We start from the raw sequence: 18,084 nt of genomic DNA, 5'->3' as shown, positions 1-18,084 counted from the left end.
TTGTTCGTTGCAACGCTGCTGTGGTGGTCAGGAATTGCGGTTATTTCAGGCTAAACAGATATCGGCTCATAGTTGCAGGCTCAGGCGCGTCAGCCATACATCCGGCTCCTGGGCAAAACCTGCGGGGGTGTTGAGGTTGTGTTGGTAATCGACATCAAGCTGCACGTTCTTCCAGCTCAGGTTGAGCCCGGCACTGGCCGCGCTCAGGCGTTGGCTTTGGGCACCGTGTTCGCGCTTGACCCAGCCGTTGTCCAGGCCCAGGCGTGGCGTGATCTTGACCGCGAGGTCGCTGTTGAGCGGCAAGCGCAGGGTATTGCGCCATACCGCGCCGATCGCACCCGACGCGCTGTTGTCGCGATAGCCACGCACGGCTGAGTCGTCGGTACCGAGCAGTTGTTCGATGGCGGGCAGCGTGTCCGGGCTGTATTGCGCCGACAGCTGGCTCTGCCACTGCCACGGCTGCCCCAGCCATTGGCCGTTGCGCCATTGAGTCAGGTTGGCGCGGTACTTGTGGAATTGCGCCTGGGGCAGGTTTTTCTGTACGTGGTCGGCATCGCGATCGGCGCCGAACCAGGTCAGGCCTTGGGCGTAATTGACGTCGAGGTTCCACACCGCACTGTTGAGCCAGAACAGATTTACGCCGGCCTCGGCCACCGTCAGCGTTGGGCTCTGGATGCCCAGGCGAACCTTTTGCAGATAGCTGTCGACGTCCTTGTAGGCCAGTTGCAGGTTGGCGCTGAGTTGATGGCCTTGGTCGCGCCATAACACCCGATCGGTGCGCACGCTGACCTGATCGGTGCGGCCGCTGTTATAAAACGTCGCGCTGCTGAGCGTGAAGGGCGAGCGGTATTCGGCGTGGCTGGCGAACAGGCTGTAGGTCCAGTAGCCGTAAGGGATGGAATAAAACAGGCTGTTGCTGCGGCTGTAGCGCGGGCCGTGGTTGAGCGTGTCGCTGAAACTCAGGTTGAGCGAATCGTTGAGTTCCAACGGGCTGTCCAGGCTCAGGCTGATGGCATTGCGATCACGGCCGGTGCCGGCGCTGCCGAGGTTGTCCACCCCAAGCCCCAACCCCCAGCGCGAGGCCGTGCTGCGCGAGTGCAAGATGATTCGCGACGCACCAGGTTCGCTGCCAGGTGCGATGTCGGCGGTGAGGTCCACCGAGCGCAGGCGATTGAGCTGGTCCAGGCCTTGCTCCAGGTCGCGCAGGTTCAGCGGCTTGCCGAGCATCCCGGGAAACGCTCCGCGTAACGACACCGGCAGGCTCTGGTCAGTCAATTCGATGGCTTCGACATAGCCTTCTTCGACGTGAATATCCAACGGGTGCCCAGCCGCCGGCGTGCTGATCAGGTACGGACGGCTGGCGATGTAGCCGGCCTCAACGTACAGGCGGGTAATCTCGGCCAGCAGGCGGTTGATCTGGGTGACGCCCATGCAGGCGGCCACGTAGGGTTTGATGTGTGTGCTCAGCTCAGCATTGCTGAACAAGGTCACACCGGCCACGCGTGTACCGCTCAAGAGCCAGCAGCGTTCGTCGTGGCCGCCGCCCTCAGGCACGGTTGGCGTCGCCGGTTGCGCGCCGAAACTGCCTCTTTGTAGCTGCCGCTGGCGCTGCTCCAGTTGTAATTGTTGCAAGTCGCGCTGCTGCTGTTGCTGCAAACGCAGGGCTTCCTGACCGAGCTGCGGCCCCTCGGCGCCGGCCGCCGGCAGCGCACACAGGCAGAGCAGGGCGGCGCCTAGTTTATGAATACAACAAAGACGCTTGGTTGAGGGCTGATTCGGCACTCGACATCCTTAACGTAGAAATCCACACGATTCATGCCCATCGAGCCAAGCCATGCACTCGGGAGGGGACTTGCCGCACTTGAGTCATCAATAAACGGTTTGTTACATCGGCTGTAGGATTTATTACGTAAAACGTGAGGAATGCCGCGTTATTCAGCAAAAAAATGCACAAAGGTGGTGCGCAGGTGCCCTGTGGGCACCTGTTGAGGGTTGTTTTTACGGGGGTGTGCGTATTAACGGATGGGGGCGGGTTTTCTGATTGTTGCGCAATAACCGTTTAATCGACGTGTTTATACAAGCGGGTCAGCCTGGAGAAATCAGATTCAGGCGGCTCTTGACGACTTTGTGCAGTTGCACTGCCAACGCTTCGGTGGAGTAGGGTTTTTGCATCAGCACAAAGCGCTGCCCTTCTTCCTGGGCGATGCGCGCGTATTCGTCGTTGTAGCCGGTGGTCAGCACCACGGGCAGCCACGGGTAGAGGGCTTCGATCGCGTCGAGCAACTCCAGCCCGCTCATGCCTGGCATCGAGATGTCGGAAAACACCACCTGGAAGCTCTCCGGGTTGGGCGCCAGGGCGTCGAGTGCACTGTTGGCGTCGGGCACCCATAGCACTTTAAAACCCATTTGCTCCAGGGTCTGCGAGGTGTAGAGACCGACATCGGTGTTGTCTTCGACCATCAGCACGCACAGGTTGGAGGCAATCGGGTCGCTTTGGTGTTCCGGGATGGCTGTCGTCACACCGGCTTCGACTTCCGGCAAGTACAAAACGAACTGGCTGCCTTTGCCGCATTCGCTCTTCACCAGGATTTCACCGCCCGATTGTTTGGCAAAACCGTACACCTGCGACAACCCCAGGCCGGTGCCCTGGCCGATACCCTTGGTGGTGTAGAACGGTTCGAAAATGGCGTCGAGCTTTTCCGGCGCAATGCCTGAACCGGTGTCACTTAACTCGATGGTCACGTAGTCGGCGACGCGCACTGGATGGGCCCGCACTGAAGGCAGCCAGTTGGCTGTCGCCACTTTGATCGCCAAGTCGCCAGTGCCGGCCATGGCATCCCGTGCGTTGACCACCATATTCACCAGAGCGGTATCGAACTGGCTTTCGTCGGCGTTGATAAAGCACGGTTTCTGCGGCACCTCGATGGTGACCTTGATGCGCGAACCGGTCAGGCTGTCCATCATTTCGCCCACCCGCAATACGCTGTCGCCAACGTTGAAGACTTCCGGGCGCAGGGCCTGGCGGCGGGCGAATGTCAGCAATTGCGCGGTCAGACGGGCAGCACGGTCCACGGTACTGGCGATGGCTTCCACATATTTCATGCGCCGTACTTCGCTTAGCGAAGGCGTTTTGAGCAAGTCAGCACAGGACTTGATCACTGTCAGCAGGTTATTGAAGTCGTGTGCGACGCCGCCGGTGAGTTGGCCAATCGCTTCCAGTTTCTGCGATTGACGCAGGGCGTCTTCCGACAAACGCAAGGCTTCCTTGGCTTCTTCCTCGGCCTGGATATCACGGCCCACCGCGTGGATGTAGTCGCTGTCGGGCACGGCGGTCCAGGCGATCATGCGGTAGCTGCCATCCTGGTGGCGGTAACGATTCTTGAAGTTGGGAAAGTTCTTGCCATCCCCCAGGCGGCTGACCGCCGATGACGAGACGGCCAGGTCGTCCGGGTGCACCAGGGCCAGCAACTGACTGCCCACCAGGTCGTGTTCGGTATGGCCGAGCATGCGTGTCCAGGCTGGGTTGACGGCAGAGATCACACCGTCGAGCTGAGCAACCAGCATCAAGTCTGGCGACAGACGCCAGATACGGTCACGATCACGGGTACGCTCCACCACCCGCTGCTCCAGCGACTCATTGAGTTTACGCAGCGACTCTTCGGCTTCACGCAGGGCGGTGATATCACGGGACACGCAGAGGATTTGCTCCGGTCGGCCATTACCGTCCAGGATCGGACTGACCTGCACATGCCACCACTTCAGGTTGCCGGCCAAGGTTTGCGCAGGCCCGATAAAGCTCGCGCTTTCACCGTTTTGGGCGGCCTGCACGGCGGCCTTGGCGTCCAGGTTTCCCTGTTCCTGCCAGAAGTCGGGCCAGGGGCAGCCGCGGATGCTGTTGAAGTCACTGACTTCCATGATTTTCTGACCACCTTCGCTCATGAAGGTGAGACGGGCGTCGAGGTCCAGGACTTTGATGCAATCGTTGATGCTGGCCAGTACGCGCTCAGTGAACGCTTCATTTCTACCCAAGCCAGTCGCGGCCAGCTCGCTTGCGCCGCCTGTGAGGGGATCGGGCGTGTGACTTGTCTCGGGGCCCATCCCGACGGTGCTATTCATTTGGATCTGACCGAATATGTTGAATGGACTTTATCATGTCATTACGATAACTATCCCACCAGCGAGTTCAGCGTAATTGCACCGGCACGTGCACAATAAACCGTTGGCGGGCTTGAAAAACCAACCTATCAAGGTTCGCCAGACCCAACCCGCATTAACACCGACTTACGATGCCTGGCATGAAGACAAAGCCAATGGTTTTGGTGGTTCGGTGACTTACCGGTTCTGACTTGCGCAATACGGCAAAAAGCCAGTTTTTTGGCAGCACGCGTTGGTCATCATTTTGGCTTCAATGCTGTCAATCCCGTCACGTGTTGGTTAAATTGAAAGCTACTCAGCTTTCAAGACACGGACTGTCATGACGACGCTAACGCCTATCATCGCTACCCATCCCCTCATCGTTCGCGCGGCCGCGACGCCTTTGCCGGCCGCCGTGGCGAATACCGTCGATGTCTCACCGGTTCGGCCGTCTTCGCTGGTCAGTCTCGGTAATCCTGCGGCCGATGTCGTCGATATCTACTCTCGAGACGGGCAGTTGCCCGGCCAGGAAACGCTGCGGGCCTGGGAAAACAGCAGCCAGGATGCCGTTACCAACGCCATCAACAGCCGCTTTAATTCGATCTCCACGGCGAGTCGCTACAGCGGCCTGGGCGCGGCGTTGGTGGATCAATTTACCCAGGGCGGCGGCGTCGGTATTTCACAGTCCGTGCTCAATACAACGGCAGCCCGGGCCGGGGATGCCGGCGCGATCAAGACCGACCAGACGCTGCTGCACAACAAGGCCGACAACCAGGTCAGCCTGAGCATCAAGACCGCCAGCGGCAAGACCGTCACCTTCAGCCTGTCCAGCCAGAAGGATGGCTTGGGCGTGCAGGCCACCGTAGAGGGCGGCGACTTGACGGCTGATGAACTCAAGGCCGTCGGCCAATTGGGCAGTGCCTTCCAAGCCTCGGTGGACGGGCTGACCGCCGTGCCGCCCAAGCTCGACCTGAGCAAGTTGACCCAGTTTGATACCCAGGTGCTGGCTTCCGTCGACCTCAATGCCAGCCTCAAGGCCCTTGATGGCAAGGACGTTAGCCTGGCTTTCCACGCCGACAGTCAGAGCCGTACCACGCGCATGAGTGGCCCGGCCGGTAACATTGACCTGGCCGTCGACCTCAAAAACGCGGCAATCCTCGGCGATTCTAAACAGCAAGCCAAGGCGCTGAAAACCTACCTGGCCCAATTTGACCGGGTGGCGCAACGCGGCAGTGCGGATGCGGACCTGATGGCGATGTTCAAAGATGCGTTCAGCGCCATGAACAGCAACTATCCACAAGGTGTTACCGCTCCAGTCGCCCTGAGCAACAACCCCAGCGACAAAGGCCTGTTGACTGGCCTGGCTGATTTCAAAGCTTCGATCAAACAGTCTGTGGACGCTAGCAACCCAATGCGCCCGTCGGAAGTCGACAGTTTTTCCTACACCGTGTCGCAGAAGACCCAGGTCAACGGTCGCAGTAGCGCAGATCGCAGTGTTACCCAGCACCAGCAGTCGGCGCTTTCTGCGAGTTTCCACACAAGCCTCAATGGCGGTAAACCACCGGTTTTGGACGGCAACCGTGAATCGCAGAATTACCTGTATGTGCAAGTGCAGGACAAGGCCAGCAGTACGGCAAGCTTCGCCTATAAAGACGGCCAACTGGCCAGCGCGTCCGTCTCGCAGACGGCTGTACAGAGCACCCATACGCAGAAGTATGTGATGGCCAAGCTGGTTGAGGACACGGTGGTGCCGAAGGAGGGCGCATCCAAGCGCGATTACCTGGCGCTGCTTGAGCACGCGGCCCAGGTAAGCAAAAAATCCAAGGATGCGCTGGAGCAGTCAACGCTAAAGGATGCGTTGGCGAGCATGCATGACTCGGTGATGCTGCAGCAAGACCCTGCCGCACTGCAGCGCTGACACCGGTTGGAAAACGGGAAACCCTTGCGTTGGGTTTCCCGTTTTTTTTGCCCGACAGACGCACCCGGGAATGCCAGATTAGGCTTTTGAATCCATTCGATATTCTGTAGCCTTGCGCAGCTTCACCCGTGCTTGATGAACACAATCACTTCGTCCGGCGGCGCCCGAAGGGCTCCAGAGCCGGTGGTACACTCGACTTTCGCGCAACTGCGCTTGCAGGTCTTGCGAACATGACGCAAATTTCCGAACGCCTACTGGTTCAAGCTCACCTCGACGCCAAGCAGCCCAAGGCCCTCAGCGCCGAAGAAGAGGCGAGCCTGCGTGTCGCCATCGCCGCCGAGCTCAAGGCTCAAGACGCGGTGCTGGTTGCCCACTTTTATTGCGACCCGGTGATTCAGGCCCTGGCCGAAGAAACCGGCGGCTGTGTCTCCGACTCCCTGGAAATGGCCCGCTTCGGCGCTGCCCACCCGGCCAAGACCGTGTTGGTTGCCGGTGTGCGTTTCATGGGCGAGACCGCCAAAATCCTCACCCCCGAAAAACGCATCCTCATGCCCACCCTGGAAGCCACGTGCTCGCTGGACCTGGGTTGCCCGGTGGAGGAGTTCTCGGCGTTCTGCGACCAGCATCCCGAGCGCACCGTGGTGGTTTACGCCAACACCTCGGCGGCGGTCAAAGCCCGGGCGGATTGGGTCGTGACCTCCAGCTGCGCACTGGAAATCGTCGAAAGCCTGATGGACAACGGCGAAACGATTATCTGGGGCCCGGACAAGCACCTGGGCACCTACATCCAGCGCCAGACCGGTGCGGATATGTTGCTGTGGGACGGGGCGTGCATCGTCCACGAGGAGTTCAAGTCCAAGCAGCTTGAAGACATGAAGGCACTCTACCCGGACGCGGCGATTCTGGTGCACCCAGAGTCGCCGACCTCGGTGATCGAGCTGGCGGACGCGGTGGGCTCCACCAGCCAGCTGATTGCCGCCGCACAGCGTTTGTCGAACAAGACGTTCATCGTGGCCACCGACCGCGGCATCTTCTACAAGATGCAGCAGTTGTGCCCGGATAAAGTCTTCATTGAGGCGCCTACTGCCGGCAACGGCGCGGCGTGCCGCAGTTGCGCGCATTGCCCGTGGATGGCGATGAACACGCTGGAGCGCACACTGCAGTGTTTGCGTGAGGGCAGTAATGAGATCTTCGTCGAGCCGTCGGTGATCCCGCATGCCGTGCGCCCGTTAAAGCGCATGCTGGACTTCACCCAGGCTGCGCGCTTGAAGCTCGCCGGCAACGCCTGACCCAAGCTGTAAATACGGTCAAAATTGTGGGAGCGGGCTTGCTCGCGAATGCGGTGGTTCAGACACCAGATATATCAACTGACACTGCGCATTCGCGAGCAAGCCCGCTCCCACATTTGAACCTCCACTATTCAGCGTTTATTTCTTCTGCTTCGGAATCCGCACCAGTTGGGTATCCGAATAAATGTCATGCCAGCTGCGTTTCTGTTTATCAAACAGCGACCAGATAAACCCCAGCCCCACACACAACCATGACGCAATCGACACCACGAACCGCAGCAGCGCTTGCCACAGGCTGATCCGCGAACCGTCAGCGTTCTGCACGCGCACGCCCCACACTTGCATGCCCAGGGTCTGCCCTGAATAAGTCCAGAACATGGCGAAAAAACCAAACAGCACAAAAAACAGAATCGTTGACAGCAGCGGGTCGCCGTCCAGCGCGCCGGACTCGGTGAGCGTGCGCATCCTGGCTTCGCCGATAAACGCCATCCACACCAGCTTGTAGATAAACGCGGTGACGATCAGCAGCGCGGTGCACAACAGGAAGTCATAGAACATCGCTGCCAGACGACGGCCCAGGCCAACGGCGGGGAATTCGCCTTGGGGGCTCAACAAAGGTTTGGGCATGGCCGTCTCTCTTGAGAAAAAAGCCATTTTACGAGCAAACGCACATAAAAAAGCCCCTGATGTCACCATCAGGGGCTTTTTGTCGCAGTAAGGATCAGCCTTCTGCTTGTACTTCGTCAGCCTGCATGCCTTTCTGGCCTTGCACGGCGATGAAAGACACTTTCTGGCCTTCTTTCAGGCTCTTGAAGCCATTGCCCTGAATAGCGCGGAAATGCACGAACAGATCCGGACCGCTTTCTGGAGTGATAAAACCAAACCCTTTCTCGTCGTTAAACCACTTGACGGTACCGCTCTGACGATTCGACATTTCTTATTTCCTTTGACGCTAAAAATTAATGACAGCCCCTTTCACATGAAAGAGTACTGGGCTGGGTTGCAGGAAAGTAAGAGACGTCGAACGGGTTGTAGCAAACTTATGGCTACTGCCCAGGTCCAGGTTCAAAGCGACCCATGCAAACACAGTGGCTAAACTCTACGTCAACTAATATGGAAAAAACAAGCCCCGGAGAATCCCCAGGTTTTGCTCGGCCATATGACACTTCGTTGACTAAAAGTGGATCCCACATATTCGATAGCGTTGCTCACTTGTTATAGGTTTGCGCCTATTAAAATGACTATCGTCAATGCACTCTTTTATGGCGGTTGCGTTACAAATTAGTGCGCGTTAACGCAACCGCGTTACTTATAGGAACAGTCAATCAGCCGCGGAAGTAACGTTGCGGTACAAATGGCATTTTACTTACACGCAGCGGCACCTTTTTCCCACGTACCAACGCAGACACTTCGGTGTCCAGTGCAATAAATGCGCTGTCCAGGTAACCCATGGCAAGCGGGCCGCCCAGCGTCGGGCCAAAGCCACCGCTGCACACGCTGCCGATCACGGTGCCGTGCTCATCGACGATTTCGGCGCCTTCACGCACGGGCGTACGTTCCTGTGGCAGCAGGCCGACACGCTTGCGGCTCACACCGGCTTGCTGTTGGCTGAAAATGCGCTCGGCACCCGGGAAGCCACCGGCACGTGCGCCGTCGGCACGGCGGGCCTTGGAGATCGCCCACAGCAGGCTGGCTTCGATGGGGGTGGTGTCGGTGTTCATGTCGTGGCCGTACAGGCACAGGCCAGCTTCCAGGCGCAGCGAGTCGCGGGCGCCCAGGCCGATGGCGTGTACTTCGGCTTCGGCCAGCAGGCTGCGCGCAAGGCTTTCGGCGTTGGCGGCCGGCACCGAGATTTCAAACCCGTCTTCGCCCGTGTAACCGGAGCGGCTGACGTAGCAGTCCACGCCCAACAGGCGCAGGCTGGCGAACTGCATGAACGTCATCTTGGTCACTTCAGGTGCCAGGCGCGCCAAGACTTTCACGGCCGCCGGGCCTTGCAGGGCCAGCAAGGCGCGCTCTTCGAACAGTGGCTCAATGCTGCACTGGTCGCCGATATGTTGGCGCAGGTGCGCCAGGTCCTGATCCTTGCAGGCGGCGTTGACCACCAGGAACAGTTCGTCGTTACCCAGGTTGGCCACCATCAGGTCGTCGAGAATGCCGCCCTGGTCATTGGTGAACATGGCGTAGCGCTGCATGCCGACCGGCAGGTCGATGATGTCGACGGGTACCAGCGTTTCCAGGGCTTTGGCGGCATTGGCGCCGGTCAGGCGGATCTGGCCCATGTGGGACACGTCGAACAACCCGGCGTGTTCACGGGTGTGCAGGTGTTCCTTCATCACGCCCAGCGGGTATTGCACCGGCATGTCGTAGCCGGCGAAGGGCACCATGCGCGCGCCCAGTTCGAGGTGCAGGGCGTGCAATGGGGTTTTCAACAGGGTTTCGGTGGACATGTTCAGCTCCTGAAAAACGTGCGGACGCGCTTGTAGGCGTCAGCACTCGATAATGTTGACCGCCAAACCGCCACGGGCGGTTTCCTTGTATTTACTTTTCATATCGGCGCCGGTCTGGCGCATGGTGCGGATGACTTTATCCAGCGAGACGAAGTGCTGCCCATCACCGCGCAAAGCCATACGCACCGCATTGATCGCCTTGACCGAGCCCATGGCATTGCGCTCGATGCACGGCACCTGCACCAGCCCGCCAATCGGGTCGCAGGTCAGGCCGAGGTTGTGCTCCATGCCGATCTCGGCGGCGTTTTCCACTTGGGACACGCTGCCGCCCAGCACTTCGCACAGCGCGCCGGCTGCCATCGAGCAGGCCACGCCGACTTCACCCTGGCAGCCGACTTCGGCCCCGGAGATCGAGGCGTTTTCCTTGTACAAAATGCCGATGGCGGCGGCGGTGAGCAGAAAACGCACCACGCCGTCCTCGTTCGCGCCGGGGATAAAACGCATGTAGTAATGCAACACGGCCGGCACAATCCCGGCGGCGCCGTTGGTGGGCGCGGTCACTACGCGGCCGCCATTGGCGTTTTCTTCGTTGACCGCCAGCGCGTACAGATTGACCCAGTCCAGCACCGACAGCGGGTCACGCAGCGCCGATTCCGGGTTCTTGCACAGCTGGCGATGCAGGGCAGCGGCGCGGCGCTTGACCTTCAAACCACCGGGCAAAATCCCTTCGTTGCGACAGCCGGCGTCGACGCAGTCCTGCATCACTTGCCAGATTTTCAATAGACCGGCGCGGGTTTCCGCTTCCGGGCGCCAGGCACTTTCATTGGTCAGCATCACCTGGCTGATCGACAGCCCGTAGGTAGCGCAATGCCCCAGCAAGTCTTTGGCGTGCTTGAACGGAAAGGTCAGCGGCGTGGTGTCTTCGACAATCCGGTCGGCGCCGGCGGCATCTTCATCGACGACAAAACCGCCGCCGACCGAGTAGTACTCGCGGCTGCGAATCTGGATGCCCGCCGCATCGAAGGCACGAAAAATCATGCCATTGGGATGGTAGGCGAGGGGTTTGCGAATCATCGCCAGGTGTTCTTTCTCGTTGAACGCAATGCGGTGTTCGCCAAGCAGGTTCAAGCGACCGTCGCTGCGCATTTGCGCGAGGCGTGCAGCCACGGTTTCAGTATTGACGGTGTCCGGGTGTTCGCCTTCCAGGCCCAGCAGCACGGCCTTGTCACTGCCGTGGCCTTTACCGGTGGCGCCCAGCGATCCATAGAGTTCCACCTTGATGCCGGTGGTGGCGCTCAGCAGGTTGTCGCGCTTGAGGCCTTCGACGAATCGGGCCGCAGCGCGCATCGGGCCGACCGTGTGGGAGCTGGAGGGGCCGATGCCAATCTTGAACAGGTCGAACACGCTAAGGGACATGGTTGTTCTCCGGTTTCTTATTATTTATCGGATGAACGCGGTCACATGTGGGCGCCGGCTTGCTCGCGAAAGCGGAGTGTCAGTTGATGCATCCAGTGACTGATCCCCCGCATTCGCGAGCAAGCCCGCTCCCCCATGTTTGACCGCATCCCTCCCGTCAGATCAGGCGTAGCTCTCGATCGACGGGCACGCACACACCAGGTTGCGATCGCCAAACACGTTGTCGACCCGGCCAACCGGCGGCCAGTACTTGCCTTCGATCAACGACGCAACCGGGTACACCGCTTGTTCACGGCTGTACGGGTGGCTCCATTCGCCCACCAGTTCGGCCGCGGTGTGCGGGGCGTTTTTCAGGGGGTTGTCTTCCTTGTCCAGGGTGCCGTTTTCCACCGCGCGGATCTCTTCGCGGATGGCAATCATCGCGTCACAGAAGCGGTCCAGTTCTTCCTTGGATTCGCTTTCGGTCGGCTCGATCATCAGCGTGCCCGCTACCGGGAACGACATGGTCGGCGCGTGGAAGCCGAAATCGATCAGGCGCTTGGCCACGTCATCAACGCTGATGCCGCTGCTGTCCTTCAATGGGCGCAGGTCCAGGATGCACTCGTGCGCCACCAGGCCATTGCTGCCGGTGTAGAGCACTGGGTAGTGCTCTTCGAGGCGACGGGAAATGTAGTTGGCATTCAGGATCGCCAACTGCGAAGCGCGCTTGAGGCCCGCGCCGCCCATCATGCTGATGTACATCCAGGTGATCGGCAGGATGCTCGCGCTGCCGAAGGGCGCCGCGCACACCGCGCCTTCCTTGCGTTCCATGGCCGCGTGGCCAGGCAAGAATGGCGTGAGGTGCGATTTGACGCCAATCGGGCCAACACCCGGGCCGCCACCACCGTGGGGAATGCAGAAGGTCTTGTGCAGGTTCAGGTGGGACACGTCGCCGCCGAACTTGCCCGGTGCGCACAGGCCGACCATCGCGTTCATGTTGGCGCCGTCGATGTACACCTGGCCGCCATTGTCGTGAATGATGCCGCAGATTTCGCGGATGCCTTCTTCGAACACGCCGTGGGTGGACGGGTAGGTGATCATCAGTGCCGCGAGGTGGTCGCGGTGCTCGATGGCCTTGGCGCGCAGGTCTTCGATGTCGACGTTGCCACGTGCGTCGCACGCGGTGACAACCACGCGCATGCCGGCCATGTTGGCGGTAGCGGGGTTGGTGCCGTGGGCCGACGATGGGATCAGGCAGATGTCACGGCGTTCTTCGCCACGGCTCTGGTGGTAGGCACGGATGGCCAGAAGGCCGGCGTACTCGCCCTGGGAACCGGCGTTCGGTTGCAGTGAGATTGCGTCATAACCGGTGGCTGCGCAGAGCATGGCTTCCAGTTCGGAGGTCAGTTGCAGGTAGCCGGCGCTTTGCTCGGCCGGGGCGAACGGGTGCAGGGCACCGAACTCGGCCCAGGTCACCGGGATCATTTCGCTGGCGGCGTTGAGTTTCATGGTGCACGAGCCCAGCGGGATCATGGTGCGGTCCAGTGCCAGGTCCTTGTCGGCCAGCTTGCGCAGGTAGCGCATCAGCTCGGTTTCCGAATGGTAACGGTTGAACACCGGGTGACTGAGGATCGGCGATTGGCGCAGCAGCGCGGCCGGCAGGGTGCTTTCCACGTTAGCGGCGAAGTCCGGCAGGGCTTTGCCATCGGCGAAGAGCGACCACAGGGTTTCGATATCGGCCTGGGTGGTGGTTTCGTCGACCGACAGGCCCAGACGCTGGGCGTCGACCACACGCAGGTTGATGCGCTGGGCGCGGGCCTTGTCGTGCAGGGCGGCCGTGTGGGCGCCAGTGTTGAGGGTCAGGGTGTCGAAGAAATGGTCTTGCTCGACCTTCACGCCCAGGGCGGTCAAGCCCTTGGCCAGGATCGCGGTCAGCTGGTGAATGCGCTGAGCGATCTGGGTCAGTCCTTTGGGACCGTGGTACACGGCGTACATGCTGGCGATGTTGGCCAGCAGTACCTGGGCGGTGCAGATGTTGCTGGTGGCTTTCTCGCGACGGATATGTTGCTCGCGGGTCTGCATGGCCAGGCGCAGGGCCGGCTTGCCGAAGCGGTCAACGGACACCCCGACCAGACGGCCCGGCATGTCGCGCTTGAACGCATCCTTGGTGGAGAAGTACGCCGCGTGCGGGCCACCAAAGCCCAGCGGCACGCCGAAGCGTTGCGCGCTGCCGATGGCCACGTCGGCGCCGAACTCACCCGGCGGGGTCAGCAGGGTCAGGGCCAACAGGTCGGCAGCCACGGCGACCAGCGCGTTGGCGGTGTGGAAGCGTTCGGTCAGCTCGCGGTAATCAAACACGTCACCGTTGCTGGCCGGGTATTGCAGCAGGGCGCCGAAGAACGGGCTGACGTCGGTCAGTTCGCGCTCATCGCCCACCACCACATCGATGCCCAGCGGCTCGGCACGCGTGCGTAGCACGTCGAGGGTTTGCGGGTGGCTGTGCACGGAGGCGAAGAAGGCGTTGCTGCCTTTGTTCTTGCTCAGGCGTTTGCAGAAGGTCATGGCTTCGGCAGCGGCGGTGGCTTCATCGAGCAGGGAGGCGTTGGCGATCGGCAGGCCGGTGAGGTCGCTGATCAGGGTCTGGAAGTTCAGCAGCGCTTCCAGACGGCCTTGGGAAATCTCTGGCTGGTACGGGGTGTAGGCGGTGTACCAGGCCGGGTTTTCCAGCAGGTTGCGCAGGATCGGCGACGGCGTGTGGCAGTTGTAGTAACCCTGGCCGATGTAGGTCTTGAACAGCTGGTTCTTGCCGGCGATGGCCTTGATCTTGACCAGGGCCTCGGCTTCGCTCAGGCCGTCTTCCAGGCCGAGCACGCTGGTGCCCTTGATGCTTTCCGGAATGACGCTGGCGCTCAAGGCTTCCAGGGAGTCAAAGCCCAGGCTGGCAAGCATGTGCTGCTCATCTTCCTGGCGCGGGCCGATATGACGGGCGATGAATTCGTTGGCGGTGCTGAGATTGATCGTCATGGCGCGCTCCTCAGGCTTCAGCGTTGGCTTTGATCAGGCGGTCGTACGCATCCTGATCCAACAGCTTAGCCACTGCATCGGCATCGGCGGGTTTAAAGCGGAAGAACCAACCTTCGCCCGTCGGGTCTTCGTTGACCAGCTCCGGGCTGCCATCGAGTTGCGCGTTGACTTCGAGGACTTCGCCGTCCAGCGGCATGTAGACGCCGCTTGCGGCCTTGACCGATTCAACGGTGGAGGCTTCTGCGCCCTTCGCGTAGGACTGCAACTCCGGCAGTTGCACGAAAACCACATCACCCAACGCGTTCTGCGCGAAAGCGGTGATACCCACGGTGACGCTGCCATCGGCTTCGGCGCGCAGCCATTCGTGATCTTCAGTGAAACGCAACTCGCTCATGGAAACTCCTCAGGGCCAGATTCGTCTGGTGGACGGGATTGGAATAATGGGGAGTTGCTTAGCAATATCGCGGCCAATCTCATTAAATCGTTAAAAATCAATGAGTTGATAAAAATGGTTATGAGCTTATGTGTTCTGGCTGTAGCGATTTCGCTACAGCTGGGTGCGCGAAAAAAAGCCTATGTGGATCAAAGCCTTGCATGGCGCGCAAAAAACAGGGTTGTAGCGATATCGTTACGCTGTAGCGCTTTCAGTACAGCGGATGTCGTTCTCAGACCACACTTGCAATGCAATCCAATGTGGGAGGGGGCTTGCTCCCGATTGCGGTGGTTCAGTCACCAGCTATGTCAGCTGACACGGCGCATTCGCGAGCAAGCCCGCTCCCACATTGAGATCGAGTGCCGTCAGGGCTTGTTGGGGATGCCGTATTTGCGCAGTCGATGGGCAATGGCGGTATGAGAGGTTTGCAGGCGGCTGGCCAGTTGGCGGGTCGAGGGGTAGCTGGCGTAAAGCTTTTCGAGCAGGCTGCGTTCGAAGTCTTCCACCGCCTGTTCCAGGCTGTCGACCTCGGCGTCGTTTTGGCGGGCCACCGAGGTGCCGGCGATGTCCAGGTCGCCGATGTCTACCAGGCTGCTTTCGCAGATAGCGGCGGCGCGGAAGATCACGTTCTGCAACTGGCGCACATTGCCTGGCCAGCGGTTGCCCAACAGCGCCGGGTAAGTGCCGGGTGCCAGGCGGCACACAGGGCGCTGGATCTGTGCGCAGGCCTGCTGCATGAAGTAGCGGGCGAGCAGCAGAATGTCCTGGCCGCGTTCACGCAGCGGCGGCACTTCGACGTTGAGCACATTGAGGCGGTAGAACAGGTCTTCGCGAAAGGTGCCCTCGCTGACCATCTTTTCCAGGTCGCGGTGGGTGGCGCTGAGAATGCGCACATTGACCTTCACTTCGCGGTCACCGCCCACGCGGCGAAAGCTGCCATCGTTGAGAAACCGCAGCAGCTTGGCCTGCAAGTACGGCGACATTTCGCCGATTTCATCCAGGAACACGGTGCCCTGGTTGGCCAGTTCCATCAGCCCCGGTTTGCCACCCCGTTGCGCCCCGGTAAAGGCACCCGGGGCATAACCGAACAGCTCGCTCTCGGCGAGGTTTTCCGGTAACGCCGCGCAGTTCAGGGCCAGGAACGGCGCACTGTGGCGGGCGCTGATGGCGTGGCAGGCACGTGCCACCAGCTCTTTGCCGGTGCCGGTTTCGCCCTGGATCAACAGCGGGGCATCCAACGCCGCCACCCGTTGCGCGCGCGCCTTCAGGGTGCGAATTGCTGGTGACTCGCCCAACAGCGCATCAAACCCTTCGGCATGGTCGTGGTGCAGCGCCGACAACTGTTCGCCGATCCGGTTGGGTGGGTACAGGGTGAGCAGGGCGCCGGCGTCGGTGATCGGCGTGGCATCGAGCAGCAAGGTCTGACCGTTGACGCTGATCTCGCGCAGCGGCAGGCGAAAGCCTTGCTCCAGCAAGGTGTCCAGCAGCGCCGGGTCGTTGAACAGTTCGCTGATGCTTTCCCCGGCCGGCTCGCGACCGTACAGGGCGATCAGCGCCGGGTTGGCCAGCAGGATCTTGCCCGCGCTGTCCAGGGCCAGCACCGGGTCGGTCATGGCGGCCAGCAGGGCATCGAGTTGCAGGTGGCGGCGTTGGCCGGGGAGGATATCCACCACGGTGACCGCTTGGACCCCGTGCACGCTGAACAACGCGTCGCGCAGTTCTTCCAGCACCTCGGCGCTGAGGGTCGGCGCATCGATATAGACGTTGGGCGGCACCATCTCCACCGCATCCAGGTTGAGATTGCGCCCACCGAGCAGGGCCAGGACTTCCTGGGTAATGCCGACGCGGTCGATGAAGCTGACGTGGATACGCATGGGTGGATCTTGATTCTGGAGTGCGGAGGGTGGCCAGTATGCCTTGGCGTTGATGGAGATCAAAATGTGGGAGCGGGCTTGCTCGCGAATACGCTGTGTCAGCTGACACAACGGGTGACTGAACCAGCGCAATCGGGAGCAAGCCCCCTCCCACATTCAGGGGGGGGCAGTGCAAGGGGCTTAGCCCAGGTGCTCAGGCTTGATGGGGTCTCCCGCCTTCACATCCAGCTGATGCCGCACATCTTCAAACATCAAATCGTACTGTTTATGCATGGTGCCATTGAGCGTCGCAACCTTCGGCATTCCATATTTCTGCGCGATGTTCATCGCATGCCGGGCAAAGTCGAAGGCCTGATCCTTGGGCAGAAAGAACTCCTCCTTGAGCTCCTTGCCTTGTACCGAGCCGTGCATCTTGAAGAGCATTCCCTTACCTTCCTCTGGATCCTGGCTGACCTCGTAGTCGATGCACAGGTTGTAGCTGTAGTCGTCCTTGTTGAGCGCGTGGCGTTCGATGTGCAGGTGACCAGGTTCAAAGGTGGCCATAGGCATTTCTCCTCTACTTCACAGGTAACTGATCCCGGGTTTGGCCGTGCTGATGCGTGTGCCGGCGCGGCCCTGGACGATGGCTTCGATGTCCGAGAGTGAACCGATGACGGCGGTTTTGCCAGTCTGGCGGGCGAACTCACAGGCCGCTTGCACCTTCGGCCCCATGGAGCCGGCGGCGAAGCCGAGTTTTTCCATTTCGTCAGGGTGAGCCTGGGCGATGGCCTTCTGGGTTGGCTTGCCGTAGTCGATAAAGGCCGCGTTGACGTCGGTGGCGATCACCAGCAAATCGGCGTCCAGTTGCGCGGCCAATAGCGAGGAACACAGGTCTTTGTCGATGACAGCTTCAATGCCGCGCAGTTTGCCGTCTTCGCCATACATCGTTGGAATCCCGCCGCCACCGGCGCAGATCACGATGGCGCTTTTTTCCAGCAACCACTTGATCGGGCGAATTTCGAAGATGTGTTTCGGGCGCGGGCTCGCCACCACGCGGCGGTATTTATCGCCATCGGGGGCAATGGCCCAGCCTTTTTCGGCGGCGAGCTTTTCGGCGTCGGCTTTGGAGTAGACCGGGCCGATAGGCTTGGTGGGGTTCTTGAAGGCCGGGTCCTTGGGGTCCACTTCTACTTGGGTGAGCAGCGTGGCAAACGGCACTTCGAAATCCAGCAGGTTGCCCAATTCCTGTTCGATGATGTAGCCGATCATGCCTTCGGTCTCAGCGCCCAACACGTCCAGCGGGTAAGGCGAAACCTGGGTGTAGGCCGCCGCCTGCAACGACAGCAGGCCGACCTGCGGGCCATTGCCGTGGGCGATCACCAGCTCGTTGCCGGGGTAAATCTTGGCGATCTGTTCGGTGGCGATCCGGATATTGGCGCGTTGGTTGTCCGCGGTCATGGGTTCACCACGGCGGAGCAGGGCGTTACCGCCCAGTGCAACGACGATACGCATAATAAATGTCCTTCTGAAAATCATCGTTGTGAACACAGGAGAAAATGTGGGGGCGGGCGTGCTCGCGAATAGGGTG

13 protein-coding genes are annotated in these 18,084 nt (G+C 60.5%); 2 read left to right on the top strand and 11 right to left on the bottom strand.

All coding sequences use genetic code 11. The annotated features are described in order from the left end of the window. Positions 1–66: 66 nt before the first annotated feature. Together A7D21_RS15900 and A7D21_RS15895 are read right to left on the bottom strand one after the other, a co-directional pair. The gene (locus A7D21_RS15900; protein ID WP_069552087.1) at positions 67–1,782 is read right to left on the bottom strand and encodes a ShlB/FhaC/HecB family hemolysin secretion/activation protein; all 1,716 of its coding nucleotides are present in this window, start codon (positions 1,780–1,782) and stop codon (positions 67–69) included. A gap of 303 nt (positions 1,783–2,085) precedes the next feature. Further along, positions 2,086–4,044 (bottom strand): PAS domain-containing sensor histidine kinase, encoded by a 1,959-nt coding sequence (locus tag A7D21_RS15895; protein ID WP_069552102.1) that lies wholly within the window; start codon positions 4,042–4,044, stop codon positions 2,086–2,088. Positions 4,045–4,474: 430 nt separating this feature from the next. On the opposite strand from A7D21_RS15895, the gene A7D21_RS15890 reads away from it, so the two are divergent. After that, positions 4,475–6,052 carry a lactate dehydrogenase gene (locus A7D21_RS15890; RefSeq protein WP_256556235.1) on the top strand — a complete coding sequence of 526 codons (1,578 nt, stop codon included), beginning with the start codon at positions 4,475–4,477 and terminating at the stop codon, positions 6,050–6,052. Positions 6,053–6,282: 230 nt separating this feature from the next. Continuing rightward, positions 6,283–7,341, top strand: coding sequence for a quinolinate synthase NadA (nadA, locus tag A7D21_RS15885; protein WP_069552085.1), 1,059 nt, complete (start codon positions 6,283–6,285; stop codon positions 7,339–7,341). A 138-nt stretch (positions 7,342–7,479) separates the two neighbouring features. On the opposite strand, the gene A7D21_RS15880 is transcribed toward nadA, so the two are convergent. The 9 genes from A7D21_RS15880 to arcC form a co-directional block, all read right to left on the bottom strand. Further along, a complete protein-coding gene (locus A7D21_RS15880; RefSeq protein WP_053257741.1) occupies positions 7,480–7,968 on the bottom strand; it encodes an RDD family protein in 489 nt (162 codons plus the stop codon). Positions 7,969–8,062: 94 nt separating this feature from the next. Continuing rightward, entirely contained in the window at positions 8,063–8,275 is a 213-nt protein-coding gene (locus A7D21_RS15875; protein ID WP_017139143.1) for a cold-shock protein, read from the bottom strand. Between the two features lie 391 nt (positions 8,276–8,666). Next, on the bottom strand, positions 8,667–9,791 hold the full coding sequence (gene gcvT, locus A7D21_RS15870) for a glycine cleavage system aminomethyltransferase GcvT (protein WP_053257740.1): 1,125 nt from the start codon (positions 9,789–9,791) through the stop codon (positions 8,667–8,669). Positions 9,792–9,830: 39 nt separating this feature from the next. Continuing rightward, positions 9,831–11,207: an L-serine ammonia-lyase gene (locus A7D21_RS15865; RefSeq protein WP_053257739.1), complete on the bottom strand. Its 1,377-nt coding sequence runs from the start codon at positions 11,205–11,207 to the stop codon at positions 9,831–9,833. A gap of 162 nt (positions 11,208–11,369) precedes the next feature. After that, on the bottom strand, positions 11,370–14,210 hold the full coding sequence (gene gcvP, locus A7D21_RS15860; protein WP_069552084.1) for an aminomethyl-transferring glycine dehydrogenase: 2,841 nt from the start codon (positions 14,208–14,210) through the stop codon (positions 11,370–11,372). Between the two features lie 10 nt (positions 14,211–14,220). Continuing rightward, positions 14,221–14,604 (bottom strand): glycine cleavage system protein GcvH, encoded by a 384-nt coding sequence (gene gcvH, locus A7D21_RS15855; protein WP_053257737.1) that lies wholly within the window; start codon positions 14,602–14,604, stop codon positions 14,221–14,223. A gap of 404 nt (positions 14,605–15,008) precedes the next feature. Beyond that, the gene (locus A7D21_RS15850; protein ID WP_053257736.1) at positions 15,009–16,517 is read right to left on the bottom strand and encodes a sigma-54-dependent transcriptional regulator; all 1,509 of its coding nucleotides are present in this window, start codon (positions 16,515–16,517) and stop codon (positions 15,009–15,011) included. A 180-nt stretch (positions 16,518–16,697) separates the two neighbouring features. Beyond that, positions 16,698–17,060, bottom strand: a complete 363-nt coding sequence (locus A7D21_RS15845; RefSeq protein WP_053257735.1) for a DUF5064 family protein — start codon at positions 17,058–17,060, stop codon at positions 16,698–16,700. Between the two features lie 18 nt (positions 17,061–17,078). Beyond that, positions 17,079–18,008 (bottom strand): carbamate kinase, encoded by a 930-nt coding sequence (gene arcC / locus A7D21_RS15840; protein WP_069552083.1) that lies wholly within the window; start codon positions 18,006–18,008, stop codon positions 17,079–17,081. Positions 18,009–18,084 lie beyond the last annotated feature (76 nt).

Origin of the sequence: Pseudomonas sp. AP19 (genome assembly GCF_001728855.1) — a bacterium.
GTDB lineage: Bacteria > Pseudomonadota > Gammaproteobacteria > Pseudomonadales > Pseudomonadaceae > Aquipseudomonas > Aquipseudomonas fluorescens.
Note: the sequence above shows the minus strand (reverse complement) of the source record. Positions and strands in the feature narration are given on the sequence as shown.